Below are 15,888 nucleotides of genomic sequence, written 5' to 3'. Positions count from 1 at the left end.
TCCACTCCTCGCCTCGCGCTCACCCCGACGCTTCGACCGTTCCAAGCTACCGCACAGCCCGGCCGCTGAGCAGAAGTCGATACCGTCTCGGCCGCGCCCGTGGAAGGATCGGGCGGGTGAGCGACCGCGTCGGCCATGTCCCCGTCCGCGCCAACCGAGTGCGCGACGGGCTGGCGGTCGCGCTGATGATGCTCGCGTTGCTGCTGCCGTGGAACCTGCAGTTCGGGCTCGGGGTGCCGGGCAGTCGCGGGGCGTTGTTCGCCGTGCTGGTCGTGGTGACCCTGCTGGCCGTCGGGGCCGCTGTCCTCCCGCATGTCCGTCCGCCGACCGAGATCCGGCGGGTCTGCCGGGTCCGGCTGCTGCTGGCCGGTCCTTACGTGCTCCTGGCCATCGCCTTCGTCGGTTATCACCTGGCGCAAACCGTCCAGCACGGCGGCACCGGCGCGGTGCCGCCGGGCGTCGGGCCGGGCCTGCTGCTCGGGGTGGCCGGCGCACTGCTGGCCGCGCAGCCGCCGATTACGTCGATCACCATCGAAGACAACGCTTTTCGACGTTGGTATGCGGTGGCGCGGGTCATCGGCTTCCTGTCGATCGCCTTGGCGACGCTCTCGGTGGCCTTCAATCTGTACTGGCGGCTGCGGTATCTGTTCGTCACCGACGGCACGTTCGGTGGCCGGGACGTCGGGGTCGTCCTCACCACTGCGCTGTACGGCGCCGAGGCGCTGATCGCCCTCGTCATCGCCTCACGCTGGCTGACGGAGAAGACCGCGGCCGCACGGCTGGCCACGACGGCCGTCGGCAGCGCGGGGGCGGTCGCCGCGACGCTGACCTGGATCGCCGGCGTCGGGCGCGATATCGACGCCTTCCACGGCATCGCCCAGAACACCTCGACCGCCGCGATCGGTTACGAGGGCTATCTCGCCTGGGCCGCCGTGGCCGGGATCGTCGCGCCGACGACGCTGTACGCCGTCTTTCTGATCAAGCCGCCGACCATCGGCGCCTACCGTGGCGCCGCGCAGAAATGCCTGACACTCATCGCGTTCTGGGCGTTCGCCTCCGCGACATTGCGAGTGGTCGACTATCTGGTGGCGTTGTCGCTGGATCTGCCGCGGGCGCTCTACGACAGCGTGGCGATGACCGTGTTCAACCTCGTCACCGCGGTCATCGCGCTGTGGCTGCACCGGAATCTCACCAACAGCACGGTGGCCGCCGCGTTCGGCGCGGTCTTGGTCGTCTTCAGCGTCGCCAACGTGGCAATCGGGGTGGCGCTCGCGCCGCGCTATGCCGGCCCCGCCCCCGACGCGATCTACGGCAACAACCTGGCCCAGCAGATCACCAGCACGTTCGACGTGACCATCAGCGTGCTCAGCCTGATCGTGCTGGCCGTGATGCTGTTCACCGGACCGTTGGCGGGCTATCTCCACTCCCGCCGCGTCAGCGCAAAGCCACCTACCGCGGCGCCGGCACCCGCCGAGCCCCCGACCGTCATCCAGCCGGTGCCGCAGGCCCCCACGGTGCCGAGAATCGTTCGACGCAGGGAGGATCCGACGACGGTGATGGAAGCACCGCCGACGACCGTGCTGGAGAATCCCACCACCGCACTTCGGATCCAGCGCAGGCCGTCGAACCCGAAGTAACAGTGCGCACACCCGCCTCGCGACGGGGGGACACCGCTAGCTGCGGCGGTTCAGCGCCCAGATATGGGTCGACAGCACGGTCGCGAACGCACACCACACCGGGTACAGCCCCAGCGGTGCCGCCTTGGCGCCGTTCACCCGCACGGCACGTCGGGTCAGGTCCGCGCTGCTTGCGGTGAGCGCCGCGGCGGCGACGGCTGCCGTGCCCAGCTTGCGCCGGCTGAAGAAGATCCACGACCACGCCGCGTTGAGCGTGAGATTGGTGGCCAGCGCGGCGAGATAGGCCTTGCGTTGTGCGGTCTCGCCCCGGGCTTCCAGTTCGTCGAGGGTCGCCGCCGACGTGACGGCGATATCTGCGTAAAGCGCCGGCCACACGATCGGAAAAGCTTGGCGCGGTGGCTGGTAGGGCGGTTTGCGCAACTGCTCATACCAGGGGGACTGGGCGGGCCGGCTGGCCAACCCGCCGATCGCCGCGGTGGCGGCCACTGCGGCCGCGGAGGCAAGTTTGGTACGAAAGGCCATACCGACCAACATACGTGCGCGGTCAGATCATGTCGTTACGCGTCAGCCAGCGCATCACCGGCCAGCCGACGAACACCGGCAGCCAGCAGGTCAGCACGCGATAGAGCAGCACCGAGGGCACCGCGATCGCGGTCGGGACACCGAACGCGGCAAGACCACCGATCAGTGCCGCCTCGACCGCGCCGACACCACCGGGCGTCGGCGCCGCCGACGCGAGCGTCCCACCGACCATGGTCACCACGGTGACCGTGACGAAAGACGTGTCCCCGCCGAATGCTTCGACACTGGCCCACAGCGCCAGCGCCGCGCCCAGCGTGGTGCCCGCCGCGCCCAGCACGATCAGCCCGAGCCGTTTGGGCTCCCGCGAAAGCTCGACAAGATCCTCGGTGACCTCCTTGAGCTTCGGTCGCAGGGACGAGGACAGCCAGCGGCGCAGTTTGGGTACGGCCAGGAAGAATCCGACCAGTCCGAGCGCCACACCGGCAGCCAGGTACAGCACCGTCGTGCTCGGGACGAAATGCGACAGGTTCGCCGACGCACCCGCCAACGTCGTGAACATGATCAGCAGCAGCACATGCACGATCACCTGCACCGTCTGTTGCAGGGCCACCGCGGCCGTGGCCCGCAGCGAGCTCAGCCCGGCCTTCTGCAGAAACCGCGCCGACAGGGCGAGCCCGCCGACGCCCGCCGGGGTGGTGGTGGCCGCAAAGGTGTTGGCCACCTGCATGATCGACAGATTGCGGAAGCTGACCAGCCCGTCGGCGCAGGCCCACAATGCCGCGGCCGCGCCCACATAGGTCAGTGCGGACACGGTCAGGCCCAGCAGCGCCCACCACCAGTTGGCCGAGCCCAGTTCGGAGAAGAAGGTCGGCACGGTGCTGATGAACGGATAGGCGACGTAGACCAGGGCCACCAGCAGCACCAGCTGGATCACCTGAACGCGGGTGAAGCGGGTGATCGCCTCGGGTCGGATCTGGTCGGCGCCGGTCTGCTTCTGCACCTCTTCGCGTGCGGCCTTGATGACGTCCGGCGCGTCCGGCACGTCCCCCCGGATCCGTTTCGGTACCGCCGATTTGGTGAGCCGGCGCGATGCGGTCAGCACGGCGTCGCGGCCGAAGGCGCCGATGGCCGCGGCGACGGCCGTCGGTGCGTCGTAGAGCGCACTGGTGGTCACCAACAGATGCGCGATATCGGACTGCAGCTGCGGGTCGGTGGCGCCGTACTCGGCGTGGGCGAACCCGCCGAACCGCACCGTGTGGTCATCGACGGTGATCTCCTTGGCACGCAGATCGCCGTGCGCGATGCCGTGTTCGTGCAGTAGATGCAGCGCGGACCACACGGCGTCGGCAGAGGTGGACTCGGCGCTCAGCGGTGCGCCTGAGGCGGGTTTGCGCGCGTACAGCGTCCATCCGCGATCCAGCGCGGCCATCGCCACGGTCGACGTGTTCGCCAGCGCCAGATCGCCGATCGCGATGGCCATCAGCGCCCGATGCTCGACGGCGCGGCGCATCGAGGTCTGCAGGGGAGCGGTCTCGTCATCGCGCAGCCGGAACTTGCCCCACAGCTGACGCATGGCGCCGCCGCTGCGCTGGTTCGGTCCGTACAGCTCCACCACCGCGGTGGCGTCGGCGCTGGTGGCCGCCAGCACCAGCGGTCCGGGGCCGGGCGGGCGGATGACCGCCAGCGTGGTGGCGACGAACCCGCGCCGGTCCAGGGCTCGGACCGCGCCGTCGAGCGGCACCTCCAGGGCCGGGGTGCCCACCACCCAGACGACCAGCGCGCCGACGAACCAGCCGACGGCGAGCCCGAGCAGGGTGCGGGCCGGCACCACGGCGCTGACCACCAGATGGATGGGCACGAATGCCAGCAGCAGGGTCCACCACCACCGGCGCAGCCGTCGGGACAGCCATGGTCCCGACACCGTGAGGACCGCCGCCAGCAGTGCGATCCAGCGGGGGTCGTCGAGGAACTGGGACAGCTGGGTGTCCAGCCGGTCGGATAGGTCGAAATGCCATTGCGGGGCGGCGATGCCATTTCCGGAGATGGAAAGGGACAGCACGGCCAGCAGCCCCGCCGCCGCATACGCCCCGAGCAGTTTCCACTGCCGCGACAGCACCAGGCTGACCAGGATGACGAACGGTAACGCCAGGATCGCCACGCCGTAGGCGAGGTAGACCAGGTTGGACTGGGTCGGGGTGAGCACCCCGATGATCTCCGATACCGACCGTTCCAGGCTCACCCAGTCGTTGCGGGTGATCAGTGAGCTGGTGATCACCGCGGCCAGGAACAGTGCGGCGAGCAGCAGTCGCAGGATGTCGTTGGTGCGACGGGTCAACGGTTGAAGCAAGCTCCCGGTGACGCTGATATCCCGGCCGTCGACACGCACGTGGACAAACGTAACCGCTCGTCGTGCGAAGCACGGGTACCGGCGCTGTGGGAGAATCCGGGGTATTCGCGGCCGGCGTGAGGGATTCCGTTCGGCATGCAGCTCGGCCGGGGCGAGCGAAGCGACGGGAAGAACACCGCGGGCGAGCCAAGCGACGGGAAATCGCCGGGGGGCGAGCCACGCGACGGGGAACATCATCGAATTCGGACAGTTTGGAGCCTCAATGCGTGCGAAGCGACTACCGGAACCGTTGTCTGCGGCGGTGCTGTTGCTGTCGAGCGCTCTTGCGGCGCTGGTGGCCGCGCTGGCACTGGCCGGCGCGACGCAGTGGCCGGCGGTCGCGTCGGCGGCTGGGGGAGTGGCGTCCGGAGTCTTGTTCGGCGTGGTGAGTTGGGCGTGCGCCGGCGGCCGGTCGGCGCTGGCGGGCCGGGTGGCCGTCGCGGCGGCGTTCGGGGTCGTCGTCGGTGAGCTGGCGGCGACGGTGATCTTCGCCGGACCGATCGACCGGGTGCTTGCGGCGCAGGTCGATTCGGCGCCTGCGGTGGTGCGTGCGTCTGCCGAGCTGGATCAGGCACGCCGAGCCCGGGCCGGCCTCGACGATGCCGTCGCGACAGCCAACATCCGACGCGACGAGGCCCTCGTGGTGGCCAGGTGCGAGTTCAACCCGTCCCCGCAGTGCCCGCAGGTCCGCATCACCGGTGTACCCGGTGCCGGACCCGAGACCCGCACCGCGAACGAGATCCTCGCCGACGCGCAACGCCAGGTCGACGCGGCCGTCGCCGACCGCAGCGGCCGGGCCGCCGGGTTGGACGCCGATATCGCAGGTCGAGAACAAGCTTTGGAGGCCGCCCGCCGAAGCGGCGAGGTGAATGGTCTGGGTGCCCGCTGGTCGGCGATGAACGGATATACCGGCACCCATCCGGGTCCGCTGGTGCTGCGGGTCCTGATGGACATGTTCTTGGTGCTGCTCAGCGTGCTGCCGTTGATCCTGCGGCGGTGGCGGGGCACCACGGCCGTCGAGCGGGGTGCCCAGGCCGCGGCCGAACAGCACCGCGCCGAACTGGCGGCCGATACGGCGATCGCGGTCAAGCGGGCCGAGGTCCGCTCGACCATCGAGGAGATGTGGGCCGAACAGGAGCTGGAGAGCGCCCGGCTGGCCGTCGCGGCGCAGAACGAGATCGACCGTGAGCAGCAGCGTCGCCGCGTCGAGCAGGCGTTGCAGGCCCGGGAACAGGTGCGGGTGGTGCGGCCTGAACCGGTGTTCCGTGAGATCGAGCCACCGGTCGATGTGTATCTGCCGGACGCCGCCGGCGTCCGGGCGCTGGACGGGCCGGAGTCCGGGAACCTGCCTGCCGTCGCCGAGCCGCAGCGCGGTGGTGGGCTGGCGGCCATCCCCGTCATTCCCGACGTCACGAAGGCCGCGGTGCGCTGGATCCGGCCCTTCGTGCCGCCCATCGTCGCCGGTGCCATCGACAACGCCACCAAACCGCTGCGGCAGGTCTTCGAGGAGACCGAGGAAATCCACTTCACCCTGCGACGCACGCACAAGGTGACCGTCCAGACCGAGGGCGCCCCCGAGGGGCCGGCTGAATCCGTCGAGTCCGGGTGGATTGACGCCCCGGGCATCGGCCGGGTCACGTCCCGGCGGAGTCCGGAGCCGGCCGACGCGGAGCCCCGTCCGGAGCTGCCCGGCCGGCGTCAGCTGCCGCCGGCCCGTTAGTCATGTGACGACAATTTTGCCACTGTGATGTAGCTTCGATCGACACTGCGACGCAGCTGACAACGCGACACAGAGGCCGGCGCCGAGAGGGAACACGGTGGACTCGACACCTTTCGGGCACTACCAGCTCCAGGAGCTGATCGGCCGCGGCGGGATGGGCGAGGTCTACCAGGCCTACGACACCAGGACCAAACGCGTCGTCGCACTCAAGGTGTTGCCGCCCAACCTCGCGCTGGACGCCACCTTCCAGGCGCGCTTCCGGCAGGAATCTCAGGCGGCCGCGGGGGTCAACGACCCACATGTCGTGCCGATCCACGGGTTCGGCGAGATCGACGGCCGGCTCTACCTGGACATGCGACTGATCGAAGGGCGCACCCTCGGCGCGATCCTGGCCGATACCGACAAGCCGCTGGATCCCGAATTCGCGGTCAAGGTGGTCGAACAGGTCGGCTCGGCACTGGACGCCGCGCACAAGCAGGATCTGATTCACCGGGACGTCAAACCGTCCAACATCCTGATCACCAAGCAGGACTTCGCGTACCTGATCGACTTCGGACTGGCGCGTGTCGCCGGTGAGGTCGGGATGACGACGGCGGGCAGCACCCTGGGCACGCTGGCGTACATGGCACCCGAGCGGTTCGACGGCGGGCAGGCCGATCCGCGCGCCGACATCTATGCCCTGACGTGTGTGCTCTACGAATGTCTCACCGGGACCCGGCCGTATCCGGCCGACAGTCTCGAACAGCAGATCGCGGGACACATGGTGACCCCGCCACCCAAGCCGTCGGCGCTCAACCCCCGGCTGGAACCCTTCGACGAGGTGATCGCCAAGGGAATGGCGAAGAAACCGGCCAAGCGGTACCAGACCGGGGCCGAGCTGGCGGCGGCCGCCCGGCGTGCGGTGAACACCCCCGTTCGGGTGACCCGCTCGGGCCGGCATTCCGCACAGCGCGCACAGGCCGGCGCGGGTCGCCGGGTACCGCAGCGGGCGCTCGTGGTGGCCGGGGTGCTGGTGGTGGTGGGAGCGTGTGCGGTGGCGGCGTGGAAATGGTGGGAACCGCACGAGGCCGCCGGTGGTGGGCTGCCCGGGTCGGTGCCGGCGATCGCCGCGACCGTGCCCGGGGATATCCGCAATACCGGCAAGTTGGTGATCGGGGTGAACGTGCCCTACGCGCCCAACGAGTTCAAGAACTCCGCGGGCGATATCGTCGGCTTCGATGTCGACCTGATGAATGCCGTGGCCCGCACCTTGGGGCTGACCCCGGAGTACCGCGAGACCGAATTCGATCAGATCATCCCGTCCGTGCAGAGCGGTGCCGTCGACATCGGGATGTCATCGGTGACCGACACGGCGGACCGCCAGAAAGCAGTCGACTTCGTCACCTACTTCGAGGCCGGCACGCTCTGGGCGCAACGGGCCGGGCAGACGGTCCGCCCGGATGCGGCGTGCGGACTACGCGTGGGAGTGGCGGCCAGCGTCCTGCAGGAGACAGTGGAGATTCCCGCCAAGAGCGACCAGTGCGTGGCGGCGGGTCTCGCGCCCATCGAGAAGGTGGTCTACCACCGCCAGGACGATGTGACGGCGGCGTTGATCGCCGGGGACATCGCGGCCATGTCCGCGGACTCGCCGGTGACCGGATTCGCCATCAAACTCAGCGGCGGGTCGTTGGTGCCCGCCGGTGAGGTGTTCGACGCGGCGCCCTACGGTTGGCCGGTGGCCAAGGGGTCGGCGCTGGCGCAGTCGCTGATGCGGGCGCTGCAGCACTTGATCTCCACCGGCGAGTACAAGACCATCGCCACGATGTGGGGTGTGGAGAAGGGGATGATCCCCGAACCCGCACTCAACGGCGCGGTGTCCTAGTCAGCGCTTCTTGGGATGCAGGACATTCTCGGTCGTCTGCTGCCCGGCTTCGCCGGCGCGCTTGGTCGCGCGTTTCTCTTTGAGTGACTTACCGGACTTCTTCGTCATGCTCTGCCGCGGTGATTTGTCGGCCATGGAGACCCCTTTGATATGGGGGCCTGTGATGGTCCCTGTTCCCCGACCATACACGTTGACACGACGGTTCCGGCGACGTTGATCGACAGACGCGACCACGTGAATTTTATTGCGATTCCGTGATTTTCGACCCGGCATTCACCGCGAGACGGCTAGTCCGATCGGTCGCCACGCAGTTTCACCAGCCGGGTCGTCGAGCTCTCATCCAATTCGACGGTGTCCGAGCGCGACCGCAGAAAGTCGCTGAAAGATCGGAATCCCAAAGACTTTTCGCTGAACGACGGATCCATCCGCTTCATCTGTGCCTTCACCGCGGAGTTGTGCAGCCACTCCGCGTCTTCCTTCTCCAGGCCGATCTGGAGAGCTCGACTGAGCAGCGCGGTGGCGGCCGCCTGGGGGTCCGGCTCGTCCTCCTCCGTCTTCTTCGACCGTCCAGCGGCCTTCTTCGGTTCGGAAGCCGGTACGGGCTCGAACACCGGAACACCGGGCAGGGCGTCGTACACCACGAATTCGTCGCAGGCCGCGGCCAACGCACGGCTCGACGATCCCGCCACCCCGATACCAACCACGTAGCGGCCCAGCCGCTTACAGCGTTGCGCCAGCGGGATGTAGTCGGAATCGCCGGCCACGATCACCACATGGGTCAGGTCGGGCAGTCGGAACATGTCCTCGACCGCATCGACCGCCAACCGGATATCGGCGCCGTTCTTGCCGTACGCGGCCGCGGGAAACAGCTGCACGAGGTCGACGGCACGTCCCACCAGCTGTTGGCGGTACCCCGCGTTCACATCGGCCGACCAGTCGGCATAGGCCCGGGTGAGCACCAGGGTGCCGAACGACGAGGCGAAGTCCAGCACGGCGCCGACGTCGACGGTGGCGCGGGCCAGGTGAGCGGGGTCCAGTCCCTTGGCCTTGTCGCGCTGAAACGAATTGCGCCCGTTCACCTGGTCATACCTTGAGATCACGATGTTGTCGAAGTCGAGGTATACCGCGACACGGGCGGCAGAGGTCTCGGTCATGGGTCCAGTCTTGCTCATGGGGTCGCGGCGTGGCGCGGATCGGTTCCGGGGCCTAGGGTGGAGGTGTTGCATTTGAGGTGGCCCGGACTCTGCCGCCGTACCTACACGGACCGGGAATTCAGGTGGCAATCAGCGATATCGCGGAGTACGCGAACTTGAGTCCGGCGGACGTCGAGGCGATCGGCGCCGAGCTGGACGCGATCCGGTCGGATATCGAAGGTTCCCTGGGTGGCCCGGACGCCACCTATCTGCACCGGGTGATCGCGTTCCAACGGGTACTGGACCTGACGGCCCGGCTGGTGATCGCCGGCAGCACGTCGAGGACGGGCTGGGTGGCCGGCGCGGTCCTGCTGGCGTACGCGAAATCCGTTGAGAACATGGAGATCGGGCACAACGTCAGTCACGGCCAGTGGGACTGGATGAACGACCCGGAGATCCATTCCACCACGTGGGAATGGGACATGGCGGGCACCTCCGCACAGTGGCGCTATTCGCACAACTACCGGCATCACGTGTTCAGCAATGTGCTCGGAGTGGACGACGACCTCGGCTTCGGTGTGCTGCGGGTGACCCGGGATCAGCCCTGGAAGCGCGAGTATCTGCTGCAGCCGCTGCGGAACCTGCTGCTCGCCCTCATCTTCGAATGGGGTATCGCGCGTCACGGAATGCACTCCGAGCACGAGCGGGCCACCACCGAAGCCGGCCGGCGTGCGGTGACGCAGTCGCTGCTCCGCAAGGTCGGGCGGCAGGTGGCCAAGGACTACGTCCTGCTGCCGGCCCTGAGCCTGCGCAGATGGCGACGGACCCTGGCCGCGAACGTCACGGCGAACCTGCTCCGCAATCTGTGGGCGTACGTGGTGATCTTCTGCGGGCATTTCCCCGACGGTGTGCAGCAGTTCGCGCCGGAGATCCTGCAGCAGGAGACCCGGGGGGAGTGGTACCTGCGCCAACTCCTCGGCGCGGCCAACTTCAACGCAGGCCCCGTGATGGCATTTTCGAGCGGTCACCTGTGCTACCAGATCGAGCACCACCTCTTTCCCGACCTGCCCTGCAACCGGTACGCCGAGATCAGCGTGCGGGTCCGGGAACTGTGCGACAAATACGACCTCGCGTACACCACGGGGTCGCTGGCCCGCCAGTATCTGCAGACGCTGCGGACCAACTTCCGGCTCGCGTTGCCCGACGAAGGACTTCGGGGCCGTTGGGGTCTGAAGCGGGTCAACTAATATGAACCGGGTATCCGGCACGTGTACGTTGCCGGCCGAGCGTATGGGCACGGGCGATGACGGAGCACTCCGTAGATGATCACGGTGTGACTGCGGTCGCCGACCTGCAGGCCGGGCTCACCAGCCTCGCCGGGTTGGTGGCAGACAGCCTCGACCTGGACCAGGTGCTCGCCGAGGTGGCCGCCTCGGCCGTGCGGGCCGTCCCCGGCGCCGACGGTGCCGGCGTGACGTTGCTGCAGCTGGAACGCCAGGACGACCCCGTCCTGGCGTCGGCTGCGAGTTCGCCGTTCGTCGACGAGATCGACACCATCCAGTACGTCACGGTGCACGAGGGGCCGAGCATCACCGCCGCGATGCAACGGCGCACGGTGCGATCCGGTTCGCTCGGGGGGACCAAACTGTGGCCGCGATTCGGTCCGCGGGTGGGCCGGCTCGGCGTGCACAGTGCGATGGCGGTGCCCCTGTTGCTGGGTGACCGGGTCGTCGGTGCGGTCAGCCTCTACAGCCGCGAGAAGGACGCCTTCGATGAGCATTCGGCGCAGTTCGCGGAGTTGTTCGCGAAGCCGGCGGCCGTCGCGGTGCACAACGCCCGGATCCTGGCCGACGCGCTCGCGCTCACCGGTCAGCTCCAGGTGGCCCTCTCGACGCGTCCGGTGATCGATCAGGCGATCGGGATCATCCGCGCGCGTACCGGGCGCAGCGCCGCGGAGGCGTTCGGTCAGCTACGGGCGATGAGTCAGGCCGAGCAACGCAAACTGGCCGAGGTGGCCGAACATATCGTCGCCGAAGCCGTGCGCCGGGCCCGTGCTCGCCGTGCTGACCAGGCCGGGGCCGAACCCGGGGTGTAATGTGGACAGTGTTGGGACCCCAGCCAGTCCGGGATGAGTCAGCTGTCCGCCGTTGATCTCACGAGCAGCAGCTCGCGCCGGGCACGTCGGTGACATCCGACTGTCTGGATCACACCTTGAAACCTTTTCTTAATTCTCAATTCTCGAATACCCCGTTGTTGGAGCGTCCGGTGTCGGCAACGCCGAGCTTCGGAATTCTCAGCACCTATCCGCCCACTCCGTGCGGCCTCGCCACGTTCAGCGCCGCACTGGCGGACGGATTGGCCGCCAATGGCGCCGACGTGAATGTGGTGCGCGTGGCCGACGGCACCCCCAGCCGTAGCAATCGCGTTGTCGGCGAACTGATCAACGGGTCGCCGTCCTCGGTCGACGCGTGCTCGGATCTGCTCAACAACAGCGATGTCGCGGTCATCCAGCACGAATACGGTATCTACGGCGGTGCCGATGGCGATGAGGTCATCAGTATCCTTGGCGCGCTGCAGATTCCGTCGATCGTGGTACTGCACACCGTCCCCAAGGATCCGACGCGGCACCAGCGTTCGGTATTGGAGGCGGTGGCGGCCCTGGCGGATCAGGTGGTGGTGATGTCGGACTCGGCCGCGCTGCGGCTGTGTGCAGGTTTCGACGTCGAACGCCGGAAGGTCAGCACCATTCCGCACGGCGCGGCCGTCACGACGTTCGGCCATACCAAGCGAAGCGGCCGCCCCACCCTGTTGACCTGGGGACTGCTCGGCCCGGGCAAGGGCATCGAGCGGGTGATCGACGCGATGGGTTCCCTGCACACGCTCAGGGGCAGCCCGCGATACCTGATCGCCGGTCGCACCCATCCGAAGGTTCTTGCCGCAGAAGGTGAGGCCTATCGTGAGGCTCGTGCCGAGCAGGCGCGGCGCGCAGGCATCTCGGCAGCGGTCCATTTCGACGCCGGCTACCGCGATGTGGCGTCGTTGTCCGCTCTCGCGCAGTCCGCGTCGGTGGTGGTGCTGCCCTACGACTCCACCGATCAAGTCACCTCCGGTGTCTTGGTGGATGCGATCGCCAGTGGCCGCCCGGTGGTCGCGACCGCGTTCCCGCACGCCGTCGAGCTGCTTGCGACCGGAGCCGGCATCGTGGTGCCTCACGATGATCCGGACGCGATGACGGCCGCCTTGGAGGCCGTCCTGACCCAGCCCCGGCTTGCCGGGGGGATGGCCGCGGAGGCCCGCCGGCTCGCGCCGGCAATGGCCTGGCCGGTGGTAGCCACCTCGTATCAAGCTGTGGCACACCGAATTCTGGCGAAGCGGTCGAAGCAGACATGGCTGTCATAACGACGGAGTTCGGTCATCTGCTGAGACTCTCGGACCGACGTGGCACCTTCGAACACGCCTCCGGCACCTCGCCTCGCCAGACCCACGGGTACTGCACCGACGATATGGCCAGAGTGCTGGTGGTGGCCAGCCGCGAGCCCGAGGCGGGCGACGCGGTCCACGGGCTGTCCCGGCTGGCGGTGCGATTCCTGGACGAGGCGCAGGCGTACTCCGGGGGATGCCGTAATCGAATGGACCACAGCGGCAAGTGGACCGACGGCTTCGCGCTGGAGGATTGCTGGGGCCGGTGCCTGTGGGGTCTGGGCACGGCCGCCGCACACAACGATCTGGGTCTGGTGCGCAGGCTGGCGGTGGTGCAGTTCGAGCGCGCCGCCCATGGTCGCTCCAAGTGGCCGCGAGCCATGGCCTTCGCCGTGGTCGGGGCCGCCGAACTGCTCAGTGTCGAGCCCGGCAACACCGCGGCCCGACGCCTGATCGACGATTACGTCGCGGGTCTCCCGGCGCCGAATGGCGACCCGAGCTGGCCCTGGCCGGAGGAGCGCCTCACCTACGCCAATGCCGTACTCGCCGAGGCGATGATCGCTGCGGCCGCCGTTGTCGGGGACCCCGCCCTCGGTCAGCGCGGCCTGGATCTGCTGGGCTGGCTGATCGAACGCGAGACACACGGCGATCACCTGTCTCCCACACCGGTCGGAGGTTGGTCGGCCGGCGAGCACAGGCCCGGTTTCGACCAGCAGCCGATCGAGATATCCACCCTGGCCGATGCGTGTGCCCGGGCAGCCTCCGTCGATGCGCGGTCGATCTGGCCCGACACCGTACGCGCCGCGGCAGCGTGGTTCCAGGGTGCGAACGACGCGGGATTGCTCATGTGGGACCCCGAGACCGGCGGTGGATACGACGGTCTGCACGAGCACGGCGTGAACATCAATCAGGGGGCGGAGTCGACGCTGGCGGCGATGTCCACACTTCAACTGGCCAGGCGCTTCGCCGGTATTCCGCAGTGACCGGTATGACCCAGTGACACTGGCGGACCAGGAACTGGTCACCCGGAGCCCACTACGGATGGCGGCCGATCCGACACGTGTCATCACCAGGTTGTTCGTGCCCGGTCAAGAAGGATTCGAAGTCCACGAGTCCCGGGCGGGAGCGGTATTGCGGCGGATACTGGCACTCGACGAGGACGGTGTTCGGGCGGCCCTCGACGATGTGCTCGTCCGGTTCGACCGGCGTCACCGCGATCTCGTGGGCACCTTCCGCCGGCACGCACGCGAGCTGTCCGACCGGCTGGACCCGGGGCGGGATCTTTCCGACGCCCGGATCTTGCTGCTGGGCGCCGCTTTCACCAGCGAGTACACCATCGAGGGTGCCGCGCTGTGCAATCCCAGCATCGTCGAGCACCCCGATCAATCGGGGGTGGCGCCGGGCAGCCTGCGGTGTGTGATGAGCGTGCGGGGTATCGGTGAAGGGCATCGATCGTCCATCGGATTCCGCACCGGCACCGTGGACGGCACAGGGACGGTCCACTTCGACGATGCCGTGCCGTTCGCGACGGTCGGGACCATCACCTCGGCCCTGCTCGACGCCGCGGTGTTCCGCAGCGAGCTGGTCAAGATGGGCGGCGCCAAAGAGGCTGTCGGCTATGTGCTCGACCAGCTCGGTGAACAGTTCACCCGGGCCGATCTCGACGATCGGCTGGAGCAACTACACCGGCACAGTCGCACCAGGATTCACGCACCACAGACCATCAAGATGATCACCGCGATTGCGGACCGCTCCTACGGTGTCGAGTTCCGCGGCGAGACTCCACTTGCCGAGCGGGTGCTGTGGCCCGCGATGGAGGCCGAGACGGCAGGCATGGAGGACGCGAGATTCGTCCGGTTCGTCGAGGACGACGGGGAGGTCACCTACTACGGCACCTATACGGCCTACAGCGGCACCGAGATAGCTCAACAGTTGTTGACCACCAAGGATTTTCGGACGTTCGAGTCGGCGCCGATGGTGGGTGGCGCGGCGGCGAACAAGGGATTGGCGCTGTTTCCGCGCCGGATACACGGGCGATTCGCCGCGATGTCACGGTCAGACCGGGAATCGAACACCGTCGCCTTCAGCGACCATCTGTCGGTGTGGACCACGACGCAGGAATGTCAGAAGCCCAGCGCCGTGTGGGAGACGCTGCAGTTGGGCAACTGTGGTTCCCCCCTTGAGACCGAGGCCGGCTGGCTGGTCCTCACCCATGGGGTGGGGCCGATGCGCACCTACTCCATCGGAGCCATACTCCTCGACCGCGACGATCCCACCCGGATCATCGGGCGACTGCCGTTTGCCCTGTTACATCCCGCGGCCGACGAGCGGGACGGGTATGTACCGAACGTGGTGTATTCGTGCGGGGCGCTGGTGCACGCCGACACCCTGGTCCTGCCCTACGGCATCGGCGACTGCGCGATCGGAATCGCCACCGTTGCGCTTCCTGAGCTGCTCGCGGCGATGCAGCCGTAGTCGGCTGGTCCGGGTGTGTCCCCCGATCGGGGGAACGTGGATTCCCCCGATATGTGGTCCGGTCGCCGGACATACCGCGGCGCCCGGACCCGGCATTGTGGTGACAACGCCGGAACAATGCGGGCTTGAACCACCCGGGTTGAACGGCGAAAAGCCAAGCCGCACAAGGAGATGACATGACCACCATCGCCCGCCGTATCGCCGCAGGAATCGTCCTTGCCGCCGCCCCGACCATGATCGCGCTGGGCGTCGCGGGCAGCGCCGACGCGCAGACCGGCTTCCCCTATCAGGGGAACGCGCCGCAGCCGGGGACTTCCGTGCATCATCACCATCAGAGCCACCGCTAGTCGCACACCTGAAGGGCCCGGACGGCATGTCCGGGCCCTTCGGCGTTCCGTGAGGCACAGAGCCACTTAGTCGGCCGATCGGCAAGGCAATACCGGCCGATAGGCAAGCTCAAATTAGCCTTTTGAACTGTACAAATGCGCGTAAGTAAGTCTCCACCGAATCGTGTCCGCGGGTTGGTGTGATTGAGCCCACCACATGCGCTACATTGTGACGGCAGTCATAGGAAAGGGTGGACATGGGCGGAGCATTGTTAGCAGGCCTGTTGGTCGTTCTGGGTCTCGGATCGATCGCCGCCGTCGTCGCAGCCGCCGTTCTGGGTTACGGGACGCTGGCGTTGGCGATCGGCATCCTCTCCAGCGCCGCATTCGCGGCGCGGACCGTCTGAC

14 protein-coding genes are annotated in these 15,888 nt (G+C 67.9%); 10 read left to right on the top strand and 4 right to left on the bottom strand.

Annotated features, from left to right (window positions below):
* Positions 1 to 116: 116 nt before the first annotated feature.
* Positions 117 to 1,637, top strand: coding sequence for a DUF7937 domain-containing protein (locus H7J86_RS09625; protein WP_267290707.1), 1,521 nt, complete (start codon positions 117 to 119; stop codon positions 1,635 to 1,637).
* Between the two features lie 36 nt (positions 1,638 to 1,673).
* Here H7J86_RS09625 and H7J86_RS09620 read toward each other — a convergent pair whose 3' ends face one another.
* Together H7J86_RS09620 and H7J86_RS09615 are read right to left on the bottom strand one after the other, a co-directional pair.
* The gene (locus H7J86_RS09620; protein WP_090360563.1) at positions 1,674 to 2,159 is read right to left on the bottom strand and encodes a TspO/MBR family protein; all 486 of its coding nucleotides are present in this window, start codon (positions 2,157 to 2,159) and stop codon (positions 1,674 to 1,676) included.
* A 22-nt stretch (positions 2,160 to 2,181) separates the two neighbouring features.
* Positions 2,182 to 4,545, bottom strand: coding sequence for a lysylphosphatidylglycerol synthase transmembrane domain-containing protein (locus tag H7J86_RS09615; protein ID WP_090360096.1), 2,364 nt, complete (start codon positions 4,543 to 4,545; stop codon positions 2,182 to 2,184).
* A gap of 223 nt (positions 4,546 to 4,768) precedes the next feature.
* Here H7J86_RS09615 and H7J86_RS09610 point away from each other — a divergent pair, with 223 nt between their 5' ends.
* Both H7J86_RS09610 and stpK7 read left to right on the top strand, forming a co-directional pair.
* A complete protein-coding gene (locus H7J86_RS09610; protein WP_267290705.1) occupies positions 4,769 to 6,265 on the top strand; it encodes a DUF4407 domain-containing protein in 1,497 nt (498 codons plus the stop codon).
* Between the two features lie 97 nt (positions 6,266 to 6,362).
* Positions 6,363 to 8,126, top strand: coding sequence for a serine/threonine protein kinase StpK7 (gene stpK7 / locus H7J86_RS09605; protein ID WP_267290703.1), 1,764 nt, complete (start codon positions 6,363 to 6,365; stop codon positions 8,124 to 8,126).
* Here stpK7 and H7J86_RS09600 read toward each other — a convergent pair whose 3' ends face one another.
* Together H7J86_RS09600 and H7J86_RS09595 are read right to left on the bottom strand one after the other, a co-directional pair.
* Positions 8,127 to 8,261 (bottom strand): hypothetical protein, encoded by a 135-nt coding sequence (locus H7J86_RS09600; protein WP_267290701.1) that lies wholly within the window; start codon positions 8,259 to 8,261, stop codon positions 8,127 to 8,129.
* 152 nt (positions 8,262 to 8,413) lie between these two features.
* Positions 8,414 to 9,280 carry an NYN domain-containing protein gene (locus tag H7J86_RS09595; RefSeq protein ID WP_090360561.1) on the bottom strand — a complete coding sequence of 289 codons (867 nt, stop codon included), beginning with the start codon at positions 9,278 to 9,280 and terminating at the stop codon, positions 8,414 to 8,416.
* A 122-nt stretch (positions 9,281 to 9,402) separates the two neighbouring features.
* On the opposite strand from H7J86_RS09595, the gene H7J86_RS09590 reads away from it, so the two are divergent.
* From H7J86_RS09590 to H7J86_RS09560, 7 genes are all read left to right on the top strand, one after another.
* The gene (locus H7J86_RS09590) at positions 9,403 to 10,506 is read left to right on the top strand and encodes a fatty acid desaturase family protein (protein ID WP_267292847.1); all 1,104 of its coding nucleotides are present in this window, start codon (positions 9,403 to 9,405) and stop codon (positions 10,504 to 10,506) included.
* An 86-nt stretch (positions 10,507 to 10,592) separates the two neighbouring features.
* Positions 10,593 to 11,354 carry a GAF and ANTAR domain-containing protein gene (locus H7J86_RS09585; protein ID WP_235632952.1) on the top strand — a complete coding sequence of 254 codons (762 nt, stop codon included), beginning with the start codon at positions 10,593 to 10,595 and terminating at the stop codon, positions 11,352 to 11,354.
* A gap of 170 nt (positions 11,355 to 11,524) precedes the next feature.
* A complete protein-coding gene (locus H7J86_RS09580) occupies positions 11,525 to 12,658 on the top strand; it encodes a glycosyltransferase (protein WP_235683538.1) in 1,134 nt (377 codons plus the stop codon).
* Positions 12,646 to 13,662 (top strand): glycosyltransferase, encoded by a 1,017-nt coding sequence (locus H7J86_RS09575; protein WP_090360085.1) that lies wholly within the window; start codon positions 12,646 to 12,648, stop codon positions 13,660 to 13,662. The genes H7J86_RS09580 and H7J86_RS09575 overlap by 13 nt, the downstream gene beginning before the upstream one ends.
* Before the next feature lie 13 nt (positions 13,663 to 13,675).
* Entirely contained in the window at positions 13,676 to 15,154 is a 1,479-nt protein-coding gene (locus H7J86_RS09570) for a glycoside hydrolase family 130 protein (RefSeq protein ID WP_456238359.1), read from the top strand.
* Between the two features lie 176 nt (positions 15,155 to 15,330).
* Positions 15,331 to 15,501, top strand: coding sequence for a hypothetical protein (locus H7J86_RS09565; protein WP_170847338.1), 171 nt, complete (start codon positions 15,331 to 15,333; stop codon positions 15,499 to 15,501).
* A 236-nt stretch (positions 15,502 to 15,737) separates the two neighbouring features.
* Entirely contained in the window at positions 15,738 to 15,887 is a 150-nt protein-coding gene (locus H7J86_RS09560; RefSeq protein ID WP_090360082.1) for a hypothetical protein, read from the top strand.
* Position 15,888: the final 1 nt, after the last annotated feature.

Source organism: Mycobacterium hackensackense (genome assembly GCF_025822555.1).
Lineage (GTDB): Bacteria > Actinomycetota > Actinomycetes > Mycobacteriales > Mycobacteriaceae > Mycobacterium > Mycobacterium fluoranthenivorans.
This window is presented reverse-complemented; position numbering and strand designations above follow the sequence as displayed.

Coding starts and splice junctions, on each gene's coding strand:
- H7J86_RS09620 (WP_090360563.1), bottom strand. CDS start 2,159: ATGGCCTTTCGTACCAAACTTGCCTCCGCGGCCGCAGTGGCCGCCACC.
- H7J86_RS09610 (WP_267290705.1), top strand. CDS start 4,769: ATGCGTGCGAAGCGACTACCGGAACCGTTGTCTGCGGCGGTGCTGTTG.
- H7J86_RS09600 (WP_267290701.1), bottom strand. CDS start 8,261: ATGGCCGACAAATCACCGCGGCAGAGCATGACGAAGAAGTCCGGTAAG.
- H7J86_RS09595 (WP_090360561.1), bottom strand. CDS start 9,280: ATGACCGAGACCTCTGCCGCCCGTGTCGCGGTATACCTCGACTTCGAC.
- H7J86_RS09575 (WP_090360085.1), top strand. CDS start 12,646: ATGGCTGTCATAACGACGGAGTTCGGTCATCTGCTGAGACTCTCGGAC.
- H7J86_RS09565 (WP_170847338.1), top strand. CDS start 15,331: ATGACCACCATCGCCCGCCGTATCGCCGCAGGAATCGTCCTTGCCGCC.
- H7J86_RS09560 (WP_090360082.1), top strand. CDS start 15,738: ATGGGCGGAGCATTGTTAGCAGGCCTGTTGGTCGTTCTGGGTCTCGGA.